The sequence below is a fragment of the Pontibacter mucosus genome, assembly GCF_003054055.1.
In the GTDB taxonomy this organism is placed as follows: domain Bacteria; phylum Bacteroidota; class Bacteroidia; order Cytophagales; family Hymenobacteraceae; genus Pontibacter; species Pontibacter mucosus.
Map to the genome: position 1 here is coordinate 98,980 of NZ_QBKI01000010.1, position 15,370 is coordinate 114,349.

Genomic DNA, 15,370 nt, shown 5'->3' on the forward strand with positions numbered 1-15,370 from the left:
ACACAAAGGTAAGGCATATTATTTGATTTTCCGGCATCAGCAGGCAGCAGGGATTATGCCTTGAGCAGCCGCAAGTATGGGAGTCGCAGGCGCAGGAGGAGATTTCGGAGCCATACTTTCTGCCTTGTGCTGCTAAATCAATTCATGCCTATTTTATTATATTTCTAAATTATTTATAACTTGATAGCGAGAAAGTAGGGAATTGCCCACTTTATCATAGACAGAAAGTTACAGACAGACAACATGAGAAAACTAACCATTGGGGTATGGGTGCTTGCCCAGGCCATGCTGATGAGCTGCTCCCAAGTTTCCACCGATACTGCTGCCGTATCGTCCGCCAACGAGGCGAGTGCAGCAGCGCAGGGCCTGGAGCTGAAGTTAGAGTTGGCAGATAATTATCACGAGGGCAAGGCACAGTCCCGGTCGGTTTTGACGATAACCAACAATGGGGCGGAGGCGCTTCCTGCCAAAGGGTGGAAGCTCTATTTTAACGGAGGTGCCGTCAGGTCGGCCGACACTACGCTGGCGGTTGTAAAGCACTTCAACGGCGATCTGCACTACCTGGCTCCGGGGCCGGAGTTTAAGGAAGTGGCGCCTGGTGCGTCGGCTACGGTAGAGGTGCTGGGCCGCGCCGTCCGGAATGTTTCCAACTTCCCTGTCGGGTTCTACATCGTTTATGACGCGGAGCCTGGAAAAGGTATCCCTGTTTCGCTAAAAGTTGAGCCGGGAACCCACTTCGATGAGGCCACGCAGCAATTCGCTGCCAAGACCTACGAGGCGAACGCTGCGATACAGGATGTGCCGGTGACAGCACTGACCAAAGTCTTCCCGACCCCGGTTTCTTACCAGGAAAAAGGAGCCCCTTTTGTGTTAGATGCCAAGGTAAGCCTGGTAGCTGACGCAGACTTCAGAAAAGAAGCAGAGCACCTGGCAGCGGTATTGGCTACAGCCACAGGGCAACAGCCTGCTGTACAAAGCAGTGCTACCGGCAAGGCGATTTTCCTTAAGAAAAAGCCCGGCATGGGAGCAGAGGAGTATACGCTGAGTGTAAACCCCGAGCGGATTGAGATAACCGCTTCCTCAGCTGCAGGTGCCTTCTACGGCGTGCAGTCGCTGAAAACGCTGCTGCCGGCCACGGCCTACGCGGGTAAGGCGGCTACGGTAGAAGTGCCCGGCGTAGAGGTGAAGGACGCGCCACGCTTTGGCTACAGAGGCTTTATGATGGACATGGCTCGTAACTTCCAGCCGAAGGCGGAGGTGCTGAAGGTGCTGGACGTGATGGCCCTGTACAAGATGAACAAGCTGCACTTCCACTTCAGCGAGGATGAGGGCTGGCGCCTGGAAATCCGTCCATTGCCGGAGCTTACCGCTGTGGGCGGCACGCGTGCTCACACCACCGATGGCAGTAGCATTGTACCTTCGTATGGCTCCGGGCCAGATGCAGCAAATAAAGCAGGTACGGGCTTTTACAGCCGGGAAGACTTTATTGAAATCCTGAAATATGCGCGCGACCGCCACATCGAGGTAATCCCGGAGATAGAGTCGCCGGGCCACGCCAGGGCGGCCATTAAGGCCATGGATGCCCGCTACATGAAGTTGATGGACGAGGGCAAAAAGGAGGAAGCAGAGCGCTACCTGCTGCGCGACCTGAACGATAAGTCGGTTTACCGCTCGGTGCAGGGCTGGAACGACAACATCATGGACGTGTCGCTGCCATCTACCTATACTTTCCTGGAGACTGTGGTGGATGAGCTTATGGCCATGTATAAAGAGGCCGATGCCCCGCTGCACACCATACATTTTGGTGGGGATGAGGTGCCAACAGGTGTTTGGGAGAAATCACCCTCCGTGCAGCGCCTCATCAGCCAGAATGCAGAGGTGAAAAATACAGACGACCTGTGGTACTATTACTTCGGCAAGGTAAACCAGCTGCTCAAGAAGCGCGGCCTGTACCTGTCGGGTTGGGAGGAAATAGGACTGCGAAAGGAAGTTAAGAACGGAAAAGTGAACTGGGTACCGAACCAGCAGTTTGCCAATGAAAACTTCCATGTGAATGTATGGAAGAACGACCCTGGCTCAGGAGCCGAGGACCTGGCCTATCGCATGGCGAATGCCGGGTATAAAGTCATCCTGACGGGCGTGACCCACTTTTACCTGGACTTGGCCTACAATCCTTCCTATGGCGAGCCGGGCCTCTACTGGGGTGGTTATGTTGACATCGACAAACCGTTTTACTTCATCCCTTACGATTACCTACGCAACCTGAAAGAGGATAACAAGGGTAATCCGCTGGACCGCTCCATCATCAAGAGCAAAGAGCCGCTAACGGAGAAAGGAAAGTCCAATATTGTGGGCATCGAAGCGCCGCTCTGGTCGGAGACAAACCTGACTACCGCAGACTTTGAGTATAAATTGCTGCCTAAGCTGCTGGGTGTGGCCGAGCGTGCCTGGTCAAAGGACCCGAACTGGGCCAAAGAAAAAGACGCGGCAAAAAGCGAGAAACTCTACAGCCAGGCCTGGTCTGAGTTCATCAACGTGGTGGGCAAGCGAGAACTGCCACGGCTGGATGCCTACGCAGGCGGGTATGGGTACCGAATCCCTACACCTGGTGCAAAGGTGGTAGACGGAAAAGTAGCGGCCAATGTGCAGTTCCCTGGCTTTACCATCCGCTACACGACAGACGGCACAGAGCCAACAGCAAATAGCCAGAAGTATACGGCGCCTATTGAGGCAACCGGAGCCGTGAAGCTGCGGGTGTTTAACGCTGCAGGGCGTGGAGGGCAAACCATCACCATCCAAAATCAAACCTCTATGTAAGCAGCCTCGGCTGTAGGGGGGCATAAAAAGTATGGCCACAGGTTGCAGTACGCAGCTTGTGGCCATACTTTTTTAACTACAGCTTACCTGCTTCTTTCCGGCTGATGTACCAGCTATACTTTTCTACTGTTCAAGCAGCCTTTCTCTCCTTATACAAGTATGATTTTCTGATTTATACTTCCCTTTATACTTTGAAGTATACTTTGTTTGCTCTTAGACTCTCAGCTCTTTCGGGTTTGCAATCCAAAAGTATAACAGCCGCGATTCGCCATACTTTGAGGAAGTAAATTGCACAAATTTATACTTTATACTTGTTGAGAATCAGGTAAAAGTATAACTGTGCGAACAGAAGCCAAGTTTATGAAGTAGCGGAGGGTAACCCAAATTGTATTGTTTTGCGTATAAGGTTCCGGCCACTGCCAGTAGGCGGTGGGAATAATTAAAAATTTTAAGTACTATGAAAAAGACAACGAAGACCTACGCAAAAGTAATGCTGGCTGCGGCCCTGGGCTTTTCTTTTGCTGCCGAGGCCGCAAACTATACTTTTGCCGAAGCTAATGCTGCGGTTGTAACGATACAGGATGATAAACTGCCGATGCAGCAGGAACTGCTGGGCGAGCATGCCGACATAAACGCCATCACGGCCGCCAACATGCGCCAGGCCTACATCACGTTTATGGAGAACGTGCGCGAGCAGAAAGCCAACTGGGGCGATACGGAGTGGCAGAACGCCAAAAACGTGCTGGAGCGCCTGAACGCCCACAAGGAGACAGTGGAGAAGGAACTTGGCACCGACGACAAAGGCAAGATCAAGATGCTGCAGGCCGAGTTCAGAACGCTGGAGACAGGCGGCGACATAAAGGACTAAGTATATAGCCAAGTATAAACGAAAAGGGCGGTGGAGTTTCCATCGCCCTTTTTTTGATTTATAGTATCTGCTTCAGCTCGCTCAGGCAGCTTATCTCGTAGGTCGGTTTTGGCCGTTGGCGCGTCTTTATCCTCTCGGGGTTAAAGTATACCTGGTCTATGCCGGCGTTGCGGGCACCCTCAACATCGCACTCGAAGTTATCGCCAATCATAAGGCAGTGCTCGGGGTTCACGTCTATCCTGTCGAGCAGGTGGCGGAACATGCGCTGGTCCGGTTTTTTATACCCGCAGCACTCCGAGGTAACTACTTCTTTAAAGTAATCGTGCAGCATGGCCGAGCTCATTTTTACCTGCTGCACCTCCTTAAAGCCATTGGTGATGATGTGGAGGCCATACTTCGGCTGCAGGTACTCCAGCACCTCATAGGTATAAGGAAACACGGCTTTCTTGGTGGGGCAGAGCGAAGTGTAGGCTTCCGAAATGCCCTCCGGCACCTCGTGCTCCTCCAGGCCCAGGCCGGTCAGGGTTTTCACGAAGCGGCTCCGGCGCAGCTCCTGCTGGTCTATCTTGCCTTTGTTGTAGAGGTCCCAGAGGCGCACGTTCACAAATCTATACTTGCGGTAAAACGAGTCGCAGGTGAATTTGCCATACTTTGCCAGCTCAAACTGCTCGTACAAAGTATACAGGGTCTCTTCAGAGTTCTTCTCAAAATCCCACAGCGTATGGTCCAGGTCGAAGAGAATGTGTTTGTATGCTTTCATGTTAAGGTATAACAGGGTCAGGTAGAAGTAAAACGCCTTTGTGGGGCGGATGTTTCGGGAGCAGTGCAGAAAGAGATGGCGCCGTTTTGGAACTGCTATACTAAAACGATGGTTCGGGAGTTATACTTTGCCGGGATCTAAGATGCTATCCAGCGGCGGTTCTGCAGCTTCGTGACGGCCAGCTCGCGGTTCGAGTACAAAATCTGGTATACTTCCAGGTCCTTCTGCAGGATGGTGTCGCGCTCCATGTAGGAAAAGATCTGGTTTACGAAGTCGGCCCCCTCATCCTTTATGGAATAGTACACCCACTGGTCCAGCTTGCGGGGGGCCACCAAACCGGCATTGCGCAGGTAAGCCAGGTGGCGCGAGGTCTTCGTTTGGGTGAAGTCGAGCACCTGCTCCAGGTCGGAGGTGCACATCTCGCGGTTGCGCAGGATCAGGTGAAGTATACGCAGCCTGGACTCGTCGGCAAGAGCTTTCAATATCTGCTGCCCGAAGGCCAGGCTAAAGTGTTTCAGTCTCATAAGGGTTGTGATAGTAGCTGGGGAGGCCTGAACAAAATTAGCCAAAAGTGGCTATTATAAAAGAATTAATAAGTATAATTGTAGCCTATGACCTTTCCTGCCATACTTCGTGCTTCTCTTCCGAATGCCCTAAAGTGGATGTGGCTACCGCTGTTTTTGCTGCTGCTGGCGCCTGATAAGGCCGAGGCGCAAGTCAGGCAGCGCGTGGTGCAGCTCTCCGGCTTTGTGGCCACCGGCGACAGCCTGTACGGTGTGGCGGGGGCAGGCGTTTTTGTGCCGGGCACTAACCGCGGCACCTACACCAACGACTACGGCTACTTCTCTATGCCCGTGCTGGCCGGCGACAGCGTGCTTTTTGCGGCGCTGGGTTTTAAGACGCAGTACCTCATCATCCCCAAAAACTACGAGAGCCAGAGCTACTCCATCATCATGCAGATGCAGGAAGACCCCATGGAACTGCCCACCGTGGAGGTGTTCCCCTGGCCCACCGAACGCGACTTTAAGGAGGCTGTGGCCAACGTAAGGCTCCCCGACAAGGGCACGGCCATCATTACCCGCGATTTGGACCCGCGCCGCCTGGAGGAAATGTCCCGCATCACCCCGATGAGCGACGCGCAGAACTTCCGCTTCTGGCAACAACAGCAGATACAACAGCAGCAAAACCGGCACATGTACCCCACGGTTAACATGATGGCCATCCCGCAGTTGCTCCGCGGCCTGTTAAACGGCAATAAATAGTAATACAACACTCCTTCCCGGAAGTATAAGTATGGTATAAGCCCCGGCCTGTGGCGGCGGCAAAATTGTATGCGGCAACTAACAAACCGGCGTTTCGTTTGTTGCCTATATAGTGCTTTGTGCATTTATATAGCAAAACAACAATGTTTTTGACCGCTACAAGCTTTAACAGACCATATTATGCTTGAACCTGAAGAACTTTCCCTTAACATCCCTGACACGACAAAACCCCGGGTCGTGATTATTGGCGGGGGCTTTGGAGGTATAAATCTTGCCAAACAGCTCCCGAATAAAGATTTTCAGGTGGTGATGTTTGACAGGCAGAATTACCACGGCTTCTGGCCGCTGCTCTACCAGGTGGCCTCTGCCGGCCTGGAGCCTGATTCGATTGCCGAGCCGCTGCGCAAGATGTTTAGCTCCGACAAGTACCCGGACTTCCACTTCCGTCTGGTAAAAGTAACCGGCATTAACCCCGAAGCCCGTACCGTGCACACCGTCATCGGCGACGTGGCCTACGACTACCTGGTGATAGCCACCGGCACCAAGCCCAACTACTTCGGCAACGACCAGATAAAGAAATTCGCCTTTCCGCTCAAGCAAATACCTGAGGCCCTGAACCTGCGCAGCCAGATTTTGCAGTGCTTTGAGCAGGCAAGCATGACCAAGGACCCCGAAAGGCGCCAGGAGCTCATGAACTTCGTGATTGTGGGCGGCGGCCCTACCGGCGTGGAGCTGGCCGGCGCCCTGGCCGAGATGCGCGCCCACGTGCTGCCTACCGACTACCCCGGCCTGGACTTCAGCCAGATGAACATCATCCTGGTGGAGGGCATGGACCGTCTGCTGCCGCCCATGTCGCCGGAGGCAAGCGAGAAAACCTATAAGTACCTGCATGAGCTTGGGGTAGATATCCGGCTTGGCACGCTCGTGAGCTCTTACGATGGCGTATTGGCCATGCTCAAGAACGGAGAACAGATTAGAACCAACACACTTATCTGGGCGGCAGGCGTATCGGGGGCCTTGATAGATGGCTTGCCGGAAACCTCCGTGGAGCGCGGCCGCATTCTGGTGAACGAGTATAACCAGGTGCTGGGCTATGATAACATGTTTGCCATTGGCGATATCGCTTTCATGAAGCTGCCGGACTTTCCGAAGGGGCACCCGGGCGTGGCACAGCCTGCCATCCAGCAGGGCAAACTCTTGGGCAAGAACCTGCCACGCCTGCTGCGCAAAGAGCCGCTGGAGCCCTTCAAGTATAAAGACAAGGGTTCGCTGGCCATCATTGGGCGCAACCGTGCCGTAGCCGACCTGCCGGGCAATTTGCACTTTGGGGGCTTCCTGGCCTGGGTGGTGTGGCTGTTCGTGCACGTGATGGCGCTGGTGGGCTTCCGCAACAAGCTGGTGGTGCTCAGCAACTGGGCTTACCGGTTCTTCACTTACGAAAACGGCACCCGTCTTATCATCCGTCCTTTTGTGCGGCGCGGCGACAGAATAGGGCGCAAGTTTATCGATAAGTATCAGGCGGATTGATGGGAAGATAGATTAGAAATTGGAGCGAAGCCCTAGAGAATTGCTATTAAAGTATAACTTCACGGGCACAACCTTCTAACCCATCGCCCATGCAAATGAACGCCTTCTTTACCCGCTTTAAGCTGCCAGCCACGCCAGTGTTGGGGCTGGCAGCTCTTTTGTTTTCTGTAACGGCTTGTAACAATGCCGTCGAGCAGCAAGACGCAGCTACTACAACTGAACCAGAACCTATGGAAACGAGCATGTTTTACGTGGGCACTTATGCCAAGCCTGAGGAGGAGAGCATCTTCCTCTACAGCCTGAATTCGGAGACAGGTGAACTGAAGCGCGTGGCCGGCTTTAAGGCCGGAGGGAATCCCTCGTACCTTACATTGGACACTGCCGGGGAGCACCTGTACGCGGTAAACGAGACCACCAATTTTGAAGGCAAGGAAAGTGGCGCCGTCAGCGCGTTTGCCGTGGGGGCAGAGGGAAAGGAACTGACATTGCTGAACCAGACCTCATCGGGAGGCGGCGCGCCTTGCCATATCTGGCTTGCCGGGGAAAACACGGTATTGGTAGCTAATTATGTGGGTGGCAATGTGTCCGCTCTGCCGGTGCAGGAAGATGGACAGTTGGGGCAGCCGCAGGTGCTGCAGCACAAGGGCACCGGCCCGAACGCGCAGCGGCAGGAAAAGCCGCATGCCCACTACATCGCCCCATCGCCTGATGGTGAGTATAGCTTTGCCGTGGACCTGGGGGCTGATAAAGTATTTGGGTACAGGCTCGAGGCCGGAAAGCTAACTCCGAACAATCCTGCCGTGGCCTATACTTCGGCGCCCGGCTCGGGGCCGCGCCACATGGCCTTCCACCCAAGCGGCAAGTATGCCTACCTGCTGCACGAGCTCAACTCCACGGTAACCGTTCTGGAGTACGATGCCGCGAAAGGCACTTTCACAGAGGCTCAAACCCTGACTACGCTGCCGGAAGATGCCAAGGATGACAATTATCCGGCGGCCATTAAAGTATCGGCAGACGGAAAATTCCTGTATACTTCCAACCGCGGGCACAACAGCATTGCCGTGTTCGTCGTGGAACAAGAAGGTAGCCAACTGAAAACAGTACAACACATCAGCACCGGCGGTGACTGGCCCCGTGATTTCTCCCTCGACCCATCCGGGAGTATACTTTTGGTGGCCAACGAGCGCTCCAACAACATCACCGCGTTTAAGGTAGACAAAGCCACAGGCAAGCTCTCCGCCACCGGCCAGGAGGCGCAGGTACAGAAACCGGTGAATCTGGTGTTCCGGTAAGTAAGTAACAGGACAAAAGAACTTTAGACAAAGTACAAAAGACACTTCAAGTATAAAGTGTAACAATTCAGGTAGATACCTAAAGTTGTTCCAGGGTTTATACTTCAAGCTAACTTGGTGCTCATACTTATCATATTATACTTTGAAGTATACCCAAAGCTCCAGACAAGTATAAATAGCCAGTTTACTTGTCTCCTTCGTCCTTTGTCAAATGGTCTTTTGTCTAACTACCCTTTGTCTATACTTTAAAAGATGATTGAAATACTTGCAGAGACTCAGGAAGACATGCTGGCCGTGCGGGTGAGCGGTCAGCTGACCAACGACGACTTTGACCTGTACCGCGAGCAGATCCGGGACAGGATGAAGCGCTACGGATCGGCGCGGCTATACTACGAGATGGTAAACCTGAGTTGGGTAAAGCCCGGTGCCGCACTGGAAAATGCCCTGTTCGACCTGGTGCACGGCCGTGAGTATGACCGCGTGGCGATGGTAGGTGAGAAAGTATGGCAGGAGTGGGCCGCCAAGATCATCAGCCCGGTAAAAAAGAAGGGGGTGCGCTACTTTAACCTGGCAGACCGCGAAAAGGCCCTCCGGTGGGTACAAACGGGAGAGGAATAAAAAACGCCCGCAGAACCAGCTGGTTCTGCGGGCGTTTTATTTTTAAAGTATACGGTTGCTACTGTGCCAGCGCCTCCGCGCGCACCTTCTGGAAGAATAGCAGGTGGTACTCCAACGCATTGCCCCAGTAAGCCCAGGTATGGGCACCCGGGCGCTCGATGTACTCATGCGGCACCTTCTCATACACCAGGCGGCGGTGCAGCTCGCGGTTATCTTCAATCAGGAAGTCATCCACGCCACAGTCAATCATCAACTTAACGCCACTGGCCTTTAGCTGCGGCACCATGTGCACCACAGAGCGCTGGCGGAACAGCTCCTGGTTTTCCTGCTTTGGCCCCAGCAAGGCCTCTATACTTTCAAGCAGTTTATCCGATTCAATTCTGGACACATTCAGGGCCCCGCTCATACTTCCGGCGGCCAGGTACAGCTGCGGGTGGCGCGCCGACAAGTATAAGGCTCCGTGCCCGCCCATACTTAAGCCCGAGATAAACCGGCCGCTGCGGTCGCTGATGGTGCTATACTTGCGCTCCACCTCTTGCCGCAGCTCCTGCGTGATATACGTCTCGTATTGGCTGGATTTGTCCAAGGGGCTGTCGTAGTACCAGCCGCTGAAGCCGCCCTCCGGCGTGACGATAATGAGCTGGTATTTGTCGGCCATACTTTGCAGCAGATCTTTTTGCGGGGGTGTTTTCAGCCAGTTGCTGAAGTTGCCGCTGTAGCCGTGCAGCAAGTATAAAACCGGGTAAGGCCCGTTCTTTTTCTTGCCGTGGCCCTCAGGCGTCACCACGCCGGCTTTCAGCGTTTTCTGCATCGAAGGGCTTTGGATAACAAGGGTGTCGACTTTGGCTGCCTCAGCGGTAAGTATACAAAGGAACAGCAGGAGGAAAGTATAAATTCTCTTTTGCATAGCGGTTAAGTATAGGTTATGCAAAATATAGATAAAGCGGTAATTTTTAAAGTATAAATCTGCTTTTAAGTATAGCGGGTGTCTCTAGCATCAGCGGCTTTGTGGCAAGTATAAATCGGTGTGAAAAGGTTATTCGATCAGCGTGACATCTATCAGACCTTTTTCGCCGGTATAATCTATGGCGCTGCTGTAGCGGTATTCCTGCGGAGCTTCTACAAAGCCTGCTTCAACGGGGTTTTGGTGCAGGTAGTCGAGCCGCTGCTGCATCATCTGGTTGTTGAATAGTTCAATTGGGTGGTTGTGGTGCTGCCAGAACTGAAACGTCTCAATGCTGGGGTTTCGGCTGCCGGCCCTCCTGAACATCCACAGCATCCATTCTTTGCGGCTTTCCTGGTTATGCTCTTCTATCATCTGAAGTATGGCCTTGGCAGTATGCCGTTTCAAATCCCGAAGTATGCCTTCCATTGGTTCCTTATTGCTACCGATGATGAGATGAATATGGCTCGTCATGATGCACCAGGCGTATACTTCCAACCCTTTGTATTTGATGCAATACTGTAAACTCTCTACCACTACATCCTTATACTCCCGCCGCACAAACACATCAATCCAGTTCACCACTGCAAACGATACAAAGTATAGCTTTGACTGGTCCCGGATTTTATAGTTTCGGCTCATACAGAGGCTTTACACAGGTTCAGTTTCTATAGTTGCCATAAGCCTGAATCTGCCGCGAGCTTTCAGCTCGTGGTGGTGCATGAGGCAAGCTTTCAGCTTGCGAAAATATAGTGTAAGGATTACACCAGCTGAAAGCTGGCAGCAATGGAAGCCACGAGCTGAAAGCTCGCGGTAGGCTACAACACAAAAGCCATCAGGTAATTACCCGATGGCTTTTGCCTTTATGTGTAGGAGCCGTTGCTTAATCTACAGTGTCTTCAATCTCGTTTGCCATTTTCTCGTGAGACTCCAGCTTTGGCAAAGTCTTAGCCGCCAGGGTTTTTACCTGTTCATTCTTTGCGTTTCTGGTCTTGGCCTCAAACATGGCGATATCCATTTTATGGGCGCGCTCCATGGTGTCCATATAGTCCTCATCAAAGCCGGCGCCGGTTTTGTTGGCAAGCTTATCTACCATGGTTTGGTGCATCGGCATCATGGTGGTTGGCAATTCTACACCCATTTCAGAAGCGATAGACTCCATTTCCTGCTTTGCTTCTGTATGGTGATCTATCATCATCTGGGCATACTCCTTCACCTTAGGGTCTGTGGCCTTCTCAAGCGCCATCTCACCTAGCTCTATCTCCAGTAGGTTGCTGCTGGCGGCTGTCATCATAAAAGTGGCGTCATCCAGGTTAGTCAGGCTGGTCATGTCCATGGTGGCATCCATGCCGGAGGTGGCTGTAGCTGCCCCGGTTGCCCCAATAGTTCCGGGTCTGTCAGTGTTGGTGCCTGTCGTGGTCGTGGTGCCGGTGTTTCCTGTGTTCGTATTAGTGTTGGTGGTAGTTGTTTCATCGGTGGCTCTGCCAGGAGCGGTCACAGTCTCAGACCTTTCCATCGAGGTAGAGTCGGCAGTAGCAGAGCCTGTGCTGCTGCACGCAGTTGCGGCCATCATCGATCCCGCAACAAAGTATAACATGACTTTTTTCATAGCTTTCAAAGTTTTTAAATCCAACTTTTTATACGCCAGCGTTTTAGGGGAGTTGAATTCTGTGCAAAAACAATTTTCATAAACCCATTTAAAACTTTGTTTCAATATGATTAAGTATAGATAAGTGCAATTTTACAAGATGGCATAAGCTACCCGGGTACCACCTGCATCCAAAAGCACTGGCCCGGAAAAAGAAAAAGCGGCACCTCATCAGAAGTACCGCTTTTTTGTAGCTAAACTTTAAACTAATCTAATCTTACTCGTTCGTCGGAATCTGCACATCCACGTTGTTGAAGCGGATGCGGCCATTCTCCAGCACGGCCTCCACCACCGAGTCTTTGTTGATAGTGCCGGCCAAAATCTCCTTCGACAGCTCGTTGAGCACCTGGCGCTGCAGCACACGCTTCAGCGGACGGGCACCAAACTGCGGGTCGTAGCCCTGCTCGCCCAGGTAATCCAGCACCTCTTCGGTAGCGATTAGGCGTATACCGGCTTCGTCCAGTCGGTCCTGGATGTGGCCAAACTGGATGGTCACGATCTTGCGGATATCCTCGCGGCTCAGCGGACGGAACATCACCAGCTCGTCGATTCGGTTGAGGAACTCCGGCCTAACCGACTTCTTCAGTAGCTCGAACACCTCGTCCTTGGTGCGCTCGATCACCTCGTCGTGGTTAAACTCATCCATCGTCTCAAAATTGCTCTGGATGATGTGCGAACCGATGTTAGAGGTCATGATGATAATGGTGTTCTTGAAGTTCACCACGCGGCCCTTACTGTCGGTCAGGCGACCGTCGTCGAGCACCTGCAGCAGGATGTTGAACACGTCCGGGTGCGCCTTCTCAATCTCATCCAGCAGCACAACTGAGTAGGGCTTGCGGCGCACGGCCTCTGTCAGCTGGCCGCCTTCATCGTAACCGATGTATCCCGGAGGCGCACCAATCATACGGCTCACGGCGTGGCGCTCCTGGTACTCACTCATATCGATGCGCACCATAGCGTTCTCGTCGTTGAACAGGTAATCGGCCAGCGCCTTGGCCAGCTCGGTTTTTCCCACACCTGTCGTGCCCAGGAAGATGAAGGAGCCGATAGGACGTTTCGGGTCCTGCATACCGGCGCGGCTGCGGCGCACGGCGTCGGAGATGGCCTCGATGGCTTCCTCCTGGCCCGCGACACGTTTGCCCAGCTCTTCTTCCAGGTGCAGCAGCTTCTCACGGTCGCTCTGCAGCATTTTGCTTACCGGAATCCCGGTCCACTTGGCAACCACTTCGGCAATGTCCTCGGAGTTCACTTCCTCTTTCAGCATCGGGTTTTCGCCCTGCATCTGGCGTACTTGCTCCTGTAGTTCTTTCAGGTGTGCTTCAGCTTCCTGAATCTTGCCGTAGCGCAATTCAGCCACGCGTCCGTAATCGCCGCTGCGTTCGGCCTGCTCTGCCTCGAGCTTATAGTTCTCGATGTTCTCTTTCTCTTTCTGGATGCCCTCGATGATCTGCTTTTCGTTCTGCCACTTGGCTTTCAGGTCATCGCGCTTGGTGGACAGTTCGGCGATCTCTTTCGAAAGTATGGCTTCCTTGTCGCGGTCGTTTTCGCGGCGGATGGCCTCCCGCTCGATCTCCAGCTGCATGATGCGGCGCTGGATCTCATCGAGCTCCACCGGCAGCGAGTCAATTTCGATGCGCAGCTTGGCCGCCGCTTCGTCCATCAGGTCAATGGCCTTGTCGGGTAGGAAGCGGTCGGTGATGTAGCGGTTGGAAAGCTCCACGGCCGCAATAATGGCGTCATCCTTAATGCGCACCCCATGGTGTACTTCATACTTATCCTTGATGCCGCGAAGTATGGAAATGGCATCCTGCACGCTTGGCTCATCCACCATCACCGCCTGGAAACGGCGCTCCAGGGCCTTGTCCTTCTCGATATATTTCTGGTACTCCTTGAGCGTAGTGGCCCCGATGGCGTGCAGTTCGCCGCGGGCCAGGGCCGGCTTCAGCAGGTTGGCCGCGTCCATGGCGCTGTCGCCACCGGCTCCGGCGCCAATCAACGTATGGATCTCGTCGATGAAAAGGACAATCTCGCCTTCGGCATCCACCACCTCTTTAATCACCGCCTTCAGGCGCTCCTCGAACTCACCTTTATACTTGGCACCTGCCACCAGCAGACCCATGTCCAGGCTCATGAGCGTTTTGTTTTTCAGGTTCTCCGGCACGTCGCCACTCACAATGCGCTGTGCCAGGCCTTCCACAATGGCGGTTTTACCCACGCCAGGCTCACCCAGCAGTACCGGGTTGTTCTTGGTGCGGCGGCTCAGGATCTGCAGCACGCGGCGAATCTCCTCGTCGCGGCCAATCACCGGGTCGATTTTGCCGCTGCGGGCCATCTCATTCAGGTTGCGGGCATAGCGCTTGAGCGAGTTATACTTGGCCTCGGCATTCTGGTCGGTTACCTTGGCGCCGCCACGCAGTTCCTTTATTGCTTTCTTGAGGTCTTTCTCGTTAAAGCCCACGTCCTTCATCAGGCTGGCTACCCGGTCGCGCCCGGCCAGAATGCCCAGCAGCATGTGCTCAATGGCCACATACTCGTCGCCAAACTCTTTTAAGTAGGAGGTCGCTTTTTGCAAAGCCGCTGCCGCGTCGTTGGCCAAGTATGGACTGCCGCCGCTCACTTTCGGGTAGGCTGCCACTATCTCGTCCAGCTTGCTGTGCAGGATATTGCCGTTGATGTTGAGTTTCTGGAGCAGGAAGTTGGTTACGTTCTCGTCTGTCTCCAGTATTGCTTTTAAAATATGCCCGGTTTCGATAGCCTGCTGCTGGTTGCCGCCTGCTATCTCGGTGGCCTTCTGAATGGCCTCCTGGGCTTTGATGGTATAGTTATTAAAGTTCATATCGTTTTACCTGTTTTCCCCTGATCTTCATTCTACGAGCTTAGCAGCAAAGGATACACCAATGGTATTATGGTATGATTTTACTGAAATTATGGCAGGTTGATTTCGTGTAAAATGGATTTTTAAGGACATAATGGCATAAAGGTATCTGTATTACGAGTATAAAACGGCAAAAGGCAGCTCTAGTGGCTGCCTCCTGCTGCTATTCAACTTAATCTAACCTTATCTTGCTTATTTATTCTGCCATATGCAGTTCCACTGTTACCTGTAGCTCATCTTCCACTTTAAACAGTCCGCCCATTTTTTTGGGGGTGGCCAGGCCCAACTCGGAGAAGTTCAGACAGATGTTGCCTCTCAGGTTACTGGCGCCTTTACCGGCACAAGGGTAGAAGCTCACGTTCTGCAGCGGAATGCTTTTGCCTGCCACTAACAGGTTCAGCTCGCCTTTGTAGTTTTTGCCCTCCTGCCGCAGGTACACCACCTCAATTTTGGTGTAAGGGTGCTGGCTGGCGTTCAGCGTCTTCTCGAAATCCTTGTTGAGGAGAATATTGCCGCAGTTGAAATCCTTTACAGGTATGGCCAGCTTTAGCCTTTCTCCCCGGGGAATCTGCCTGTTGAGCAAAAGTGTATCCTTCTGGCTGCTGCTACTGGTGTAGGCGCAGTTGATGGTGCCCAGGGAGGTGCCTGCTGCTACGGTTACTTTGTTTCCCGTAATCACGACAAACTCTTTTTTCTCGGGCAGTACTGCTGCGCTCATCAGCATAGAGGCAGCAACCAGAAAGATACGAACAGGTAACAT

The 15,370-nt window shown here is 53.1% G+C and carries 13 protein-coding genes; 6 read left to right on the forward strand and 7 right to left on the reverse strand.

What is annotated here, in order from left to right; genetic code table 11:
• The first annotated feature begins 243 nt into the window (after positions 1-243).
• Both C8N40_RS17925 and C8N40_RS17930 read left to right on the forward strand, forming a co-directional pair.
• Positions 244-2,817, forward strand: coding sequence for a family 20 glycosylhydrolase (locus C8N40_RS17925; RefSeq protein WP_108213178.1), 2,574 nt, complete (start codon positions 244-246; stop codon positions 2,815-2,817).
• A gap of 457 nt (positions 2,818-3,274) precedes the next feature.
• The gene (locus C8N40_RS17930) at positions 3,275-3,685 is read left to right on the forward strand and encodes a hypothetical protein (RefSeq protein WP_108213179.1); all 411 of its coding nucleotides are present in this window, start codon (positions 3,275-3,277) and stop codon (positions 3,683-3,685) included.
• A 58-nt stretch (positions 3,686-3,743) separates the two neighbouring features.
• On the opposite strand, the gene C8N40_RS17935 is transcribed toward C8N40_RS17930, so the two are convergent.
• Positions 3,744-4,445 (reverse strand): YjjG family noncanonical pyrimidine nucleotidase, encoded by a 702-nt coding sequence (locus C8N40_RS17935; protein WP_108213180.1) that lies wholly within the window; start codon positions 4,443-4,445, stop codon positions 3,744-3,746.
• A 137-nt stretch (positions 4,446-4,582) separates the two neighbouring features.
• The gene (locus C8N40_RS17940; protein ID WP_108213266.1) at positions 4,583-4,969 is read right to left on the reverse strand and encodes an ArsR/SmtB family transcription factor; all 387 of its coding nucleotides are present in this window, start codon (positions 4,967-4,969) and stop codon (positions 4,583-4,585) included.
• 87 nt (positions 4,970-5,056) lie between these two features.
• Between C8N40_RS17940 and C8N40_RS17945 the strand changes: the two genes are divergently transcribed.
• From C8N40_RS17945 to C8N40_RS17960, 4 genes are all read left to right on the forward strand, one after another.
• Positions 5,057-5,707, forward strand: coding sequence for a carboxypeptidase-like regulatory domain-containing protein (locus C8N40_RS17945; protein WP_245905179.1), 651 nt, complete (start codon positions 5,057-5,059; stop codon positions 5,705-5,707).
• A 180-nt stretch (positions 5,708-5,887) separates the two neighbouring features.
• On the forward strand, positions 5,888-7,234 hold the full coding sequence (locus C8N40_RS17950) for an NAD(P)/FAD-dependent oxidoreductase (RefSeq protein ID WP_108213182.1): 1,347 nt from the start codon (positions 5,888-5,890) through the stop codon (positions 7,232-7,234).
• 89 nt (positions 7,235-7,323) lie between these two features.
• On the forward strand, positions 7,324-8,526 hold the full coding sequence (locus tag C8N40_RS17955) for a lactonase family protein (protein WP_108213183.1): 1,203 nt from the start codon (positions 7,324-7,326) through the stop codon (positions 8,524-8,526).
• Between the two features lie 252 nt (positions 8,527-8,778).
• Positions 8,779-9,144, forward strand: a complete 366-nt coding sequence (locus C8N40_RS17960; protein WP_108213184.1) for a SpoIIAA family protein — start codon at positions 8,779-8,781, stop codon at positions 9,142-9,144.
• A 58-nt stretch (positions 9,145-9,202) separates the two neighbouring features.
• Here the strand turns inward: C8N40_RS17960 and C8N40_RS17965 are convergent, their stop codons facing one another.
• The 5 genes from C8N40_RS17965 to C8N40_RS17985 form a co-directional block, all read right to left on the reverse strand.
• Positions 9,203-10,051, reverse strand: coding sequence for an alpha/beta hydrolase (locus tag C8N40_RS17965; protein ID WP_108213185.1), 849 nt, complete (start codon positions 10,049-10,051; stop codon positions 9,203-9,205).
• Positions 10,052-10,180: 129 nt separating this feature from the next.
• On the reverse strand, positions 10,181-10,729 hold the full coding sequence (locus tag C8N40_RS17970) for an REP-associated tyrosine transposase (protein ID WP_108213186.1): 549 nt from the start codon (positions 10,727-10,729) through the stop codon (positions 10,181-10,183).
• 241 nt (positions 10,730-10,970) lie between these two features.
• Complete coding sequence (locus C8N40_RS17975) at positions 10,971-11,696, reverse strand: DUF4142 domain-containing protein (RefSeq protein ID WP_108213187.1); 726 nt, start codon at positions 11,694-11,696, stop codon at positions 10,971-10,973.
• Between the two features lie 256 nt (positions 11,697-11,952).
• Positions 11,953-14,571: an ATP-dependent chaperone ClpB gene (gene clpB / locus C8N40_RS17980; RefSeq protein WP_108213188.1), complete on the reverse strand. Its 2,619-nt coding sequence runs from the start codon at positions 14,569-14,571 to the stop codon at positions 11,953-11,955.
• Positions 14,572-14,806: 235 nt separating this feature from the next.
• Positions 14,807-15,370 carry a hypothetical protein gene (locus C8N40_RS17985; RefSeq protein WP_146173593.1) on the reverse strand — a complete coding sequence of 188 codons (564 nt, stop codon included), beginning with the start codon at positions 15,368-15,370 and terminating at the stop codon, positions 14,807-14,809.

Coding starts and splice junctions, on each gene's coding strand:
- C8N40_RS17925 (WP_108213178.1), top strand. CDS start 244: ATGAGAAAACTAACCATTGGGGTATGGGTGCTTGCCCAGGCCATGCTG.
- C8N40_RS17930 (WP_108213179.1), top strand. CDS start 3,275: ATGAAAAAGACAACGAAGACCTACGCAAAAGTAATGCTGGCTGCGGCC.
- C8N40_RS17935 (WP_108213180.1), bottom strand. CDS start 4,445: ATGAAAGCATACAAACACATTCTCTTCGACCTGGACCATACGCTGTGG.
- C8N40_RS17940 (WP_108213266.1), bottom strand. CDS start 4,969: ATGAGACTGAAACACTTTAGCCTGGCCTTCGGGCAGCAGATATTGAAA.
- C8N40_RS17945 (WP_245905179.1), top strand. CDS start 5,057: ATGACCTTTCCTGCCATACTTCGTGCTTCTCTTCCGAATGCCCTAAAG.
- C8N40_RS17950 (WP_108213182.1), top strand. CDS start 5,888: ATGCTTGAACCTGAAGAACTTTCCCTTAACATCCCTGACACGACAAAA.
- C8N40_RS17955 (WP_108213183.1), top strand. CDS start 7,324: ATGCAAATGAACGCCTTCTTTACCCGCTTTAAGCTGCCAGCCACGCCA.
- C8N40_RS17960 (WP_108213184.1), top strand. CDS start 8,779: ATGATTGAAATACTTGCAGAGACTCAGGAAGACATGCTGGCCGTGCGG.
- C8N40_RS17965 (WP_108213185.1), bottom strand. CDS start 10,051: ATGCAAAAGAGAATTTATACTTTCCTCCTGCTGTTCCTTTGTATACTT.
- C8N40_RS17970 (WP_108213186.1), bottom strand. CDS start 10,729: ATGAGCCGAAACTATAAAATCCGGGACCAGTCAAAGCTATACTTTGTA.
- C8N40_RS17975 (WP_108213187.1), bottom strand. CDS start 11,696: ATGAAAAAAGTCATGTTATACTTTGTTGCGGGATCGATGATGGCCGCA.
- clpB (WP_108213188.1), bottom strand. CDS start 14,571: ATGAACTTTAATAACTATACCATCAAAGCCCAGGAGGCCATTCAGAAG.
- C8N40_RS17985 (WP_146173593.1), bottom strand. CDS start 15,370: ATGTTACCTGTTCGTATCTTTCTGGTTGCTGCCTCTATGCTGATGAGC.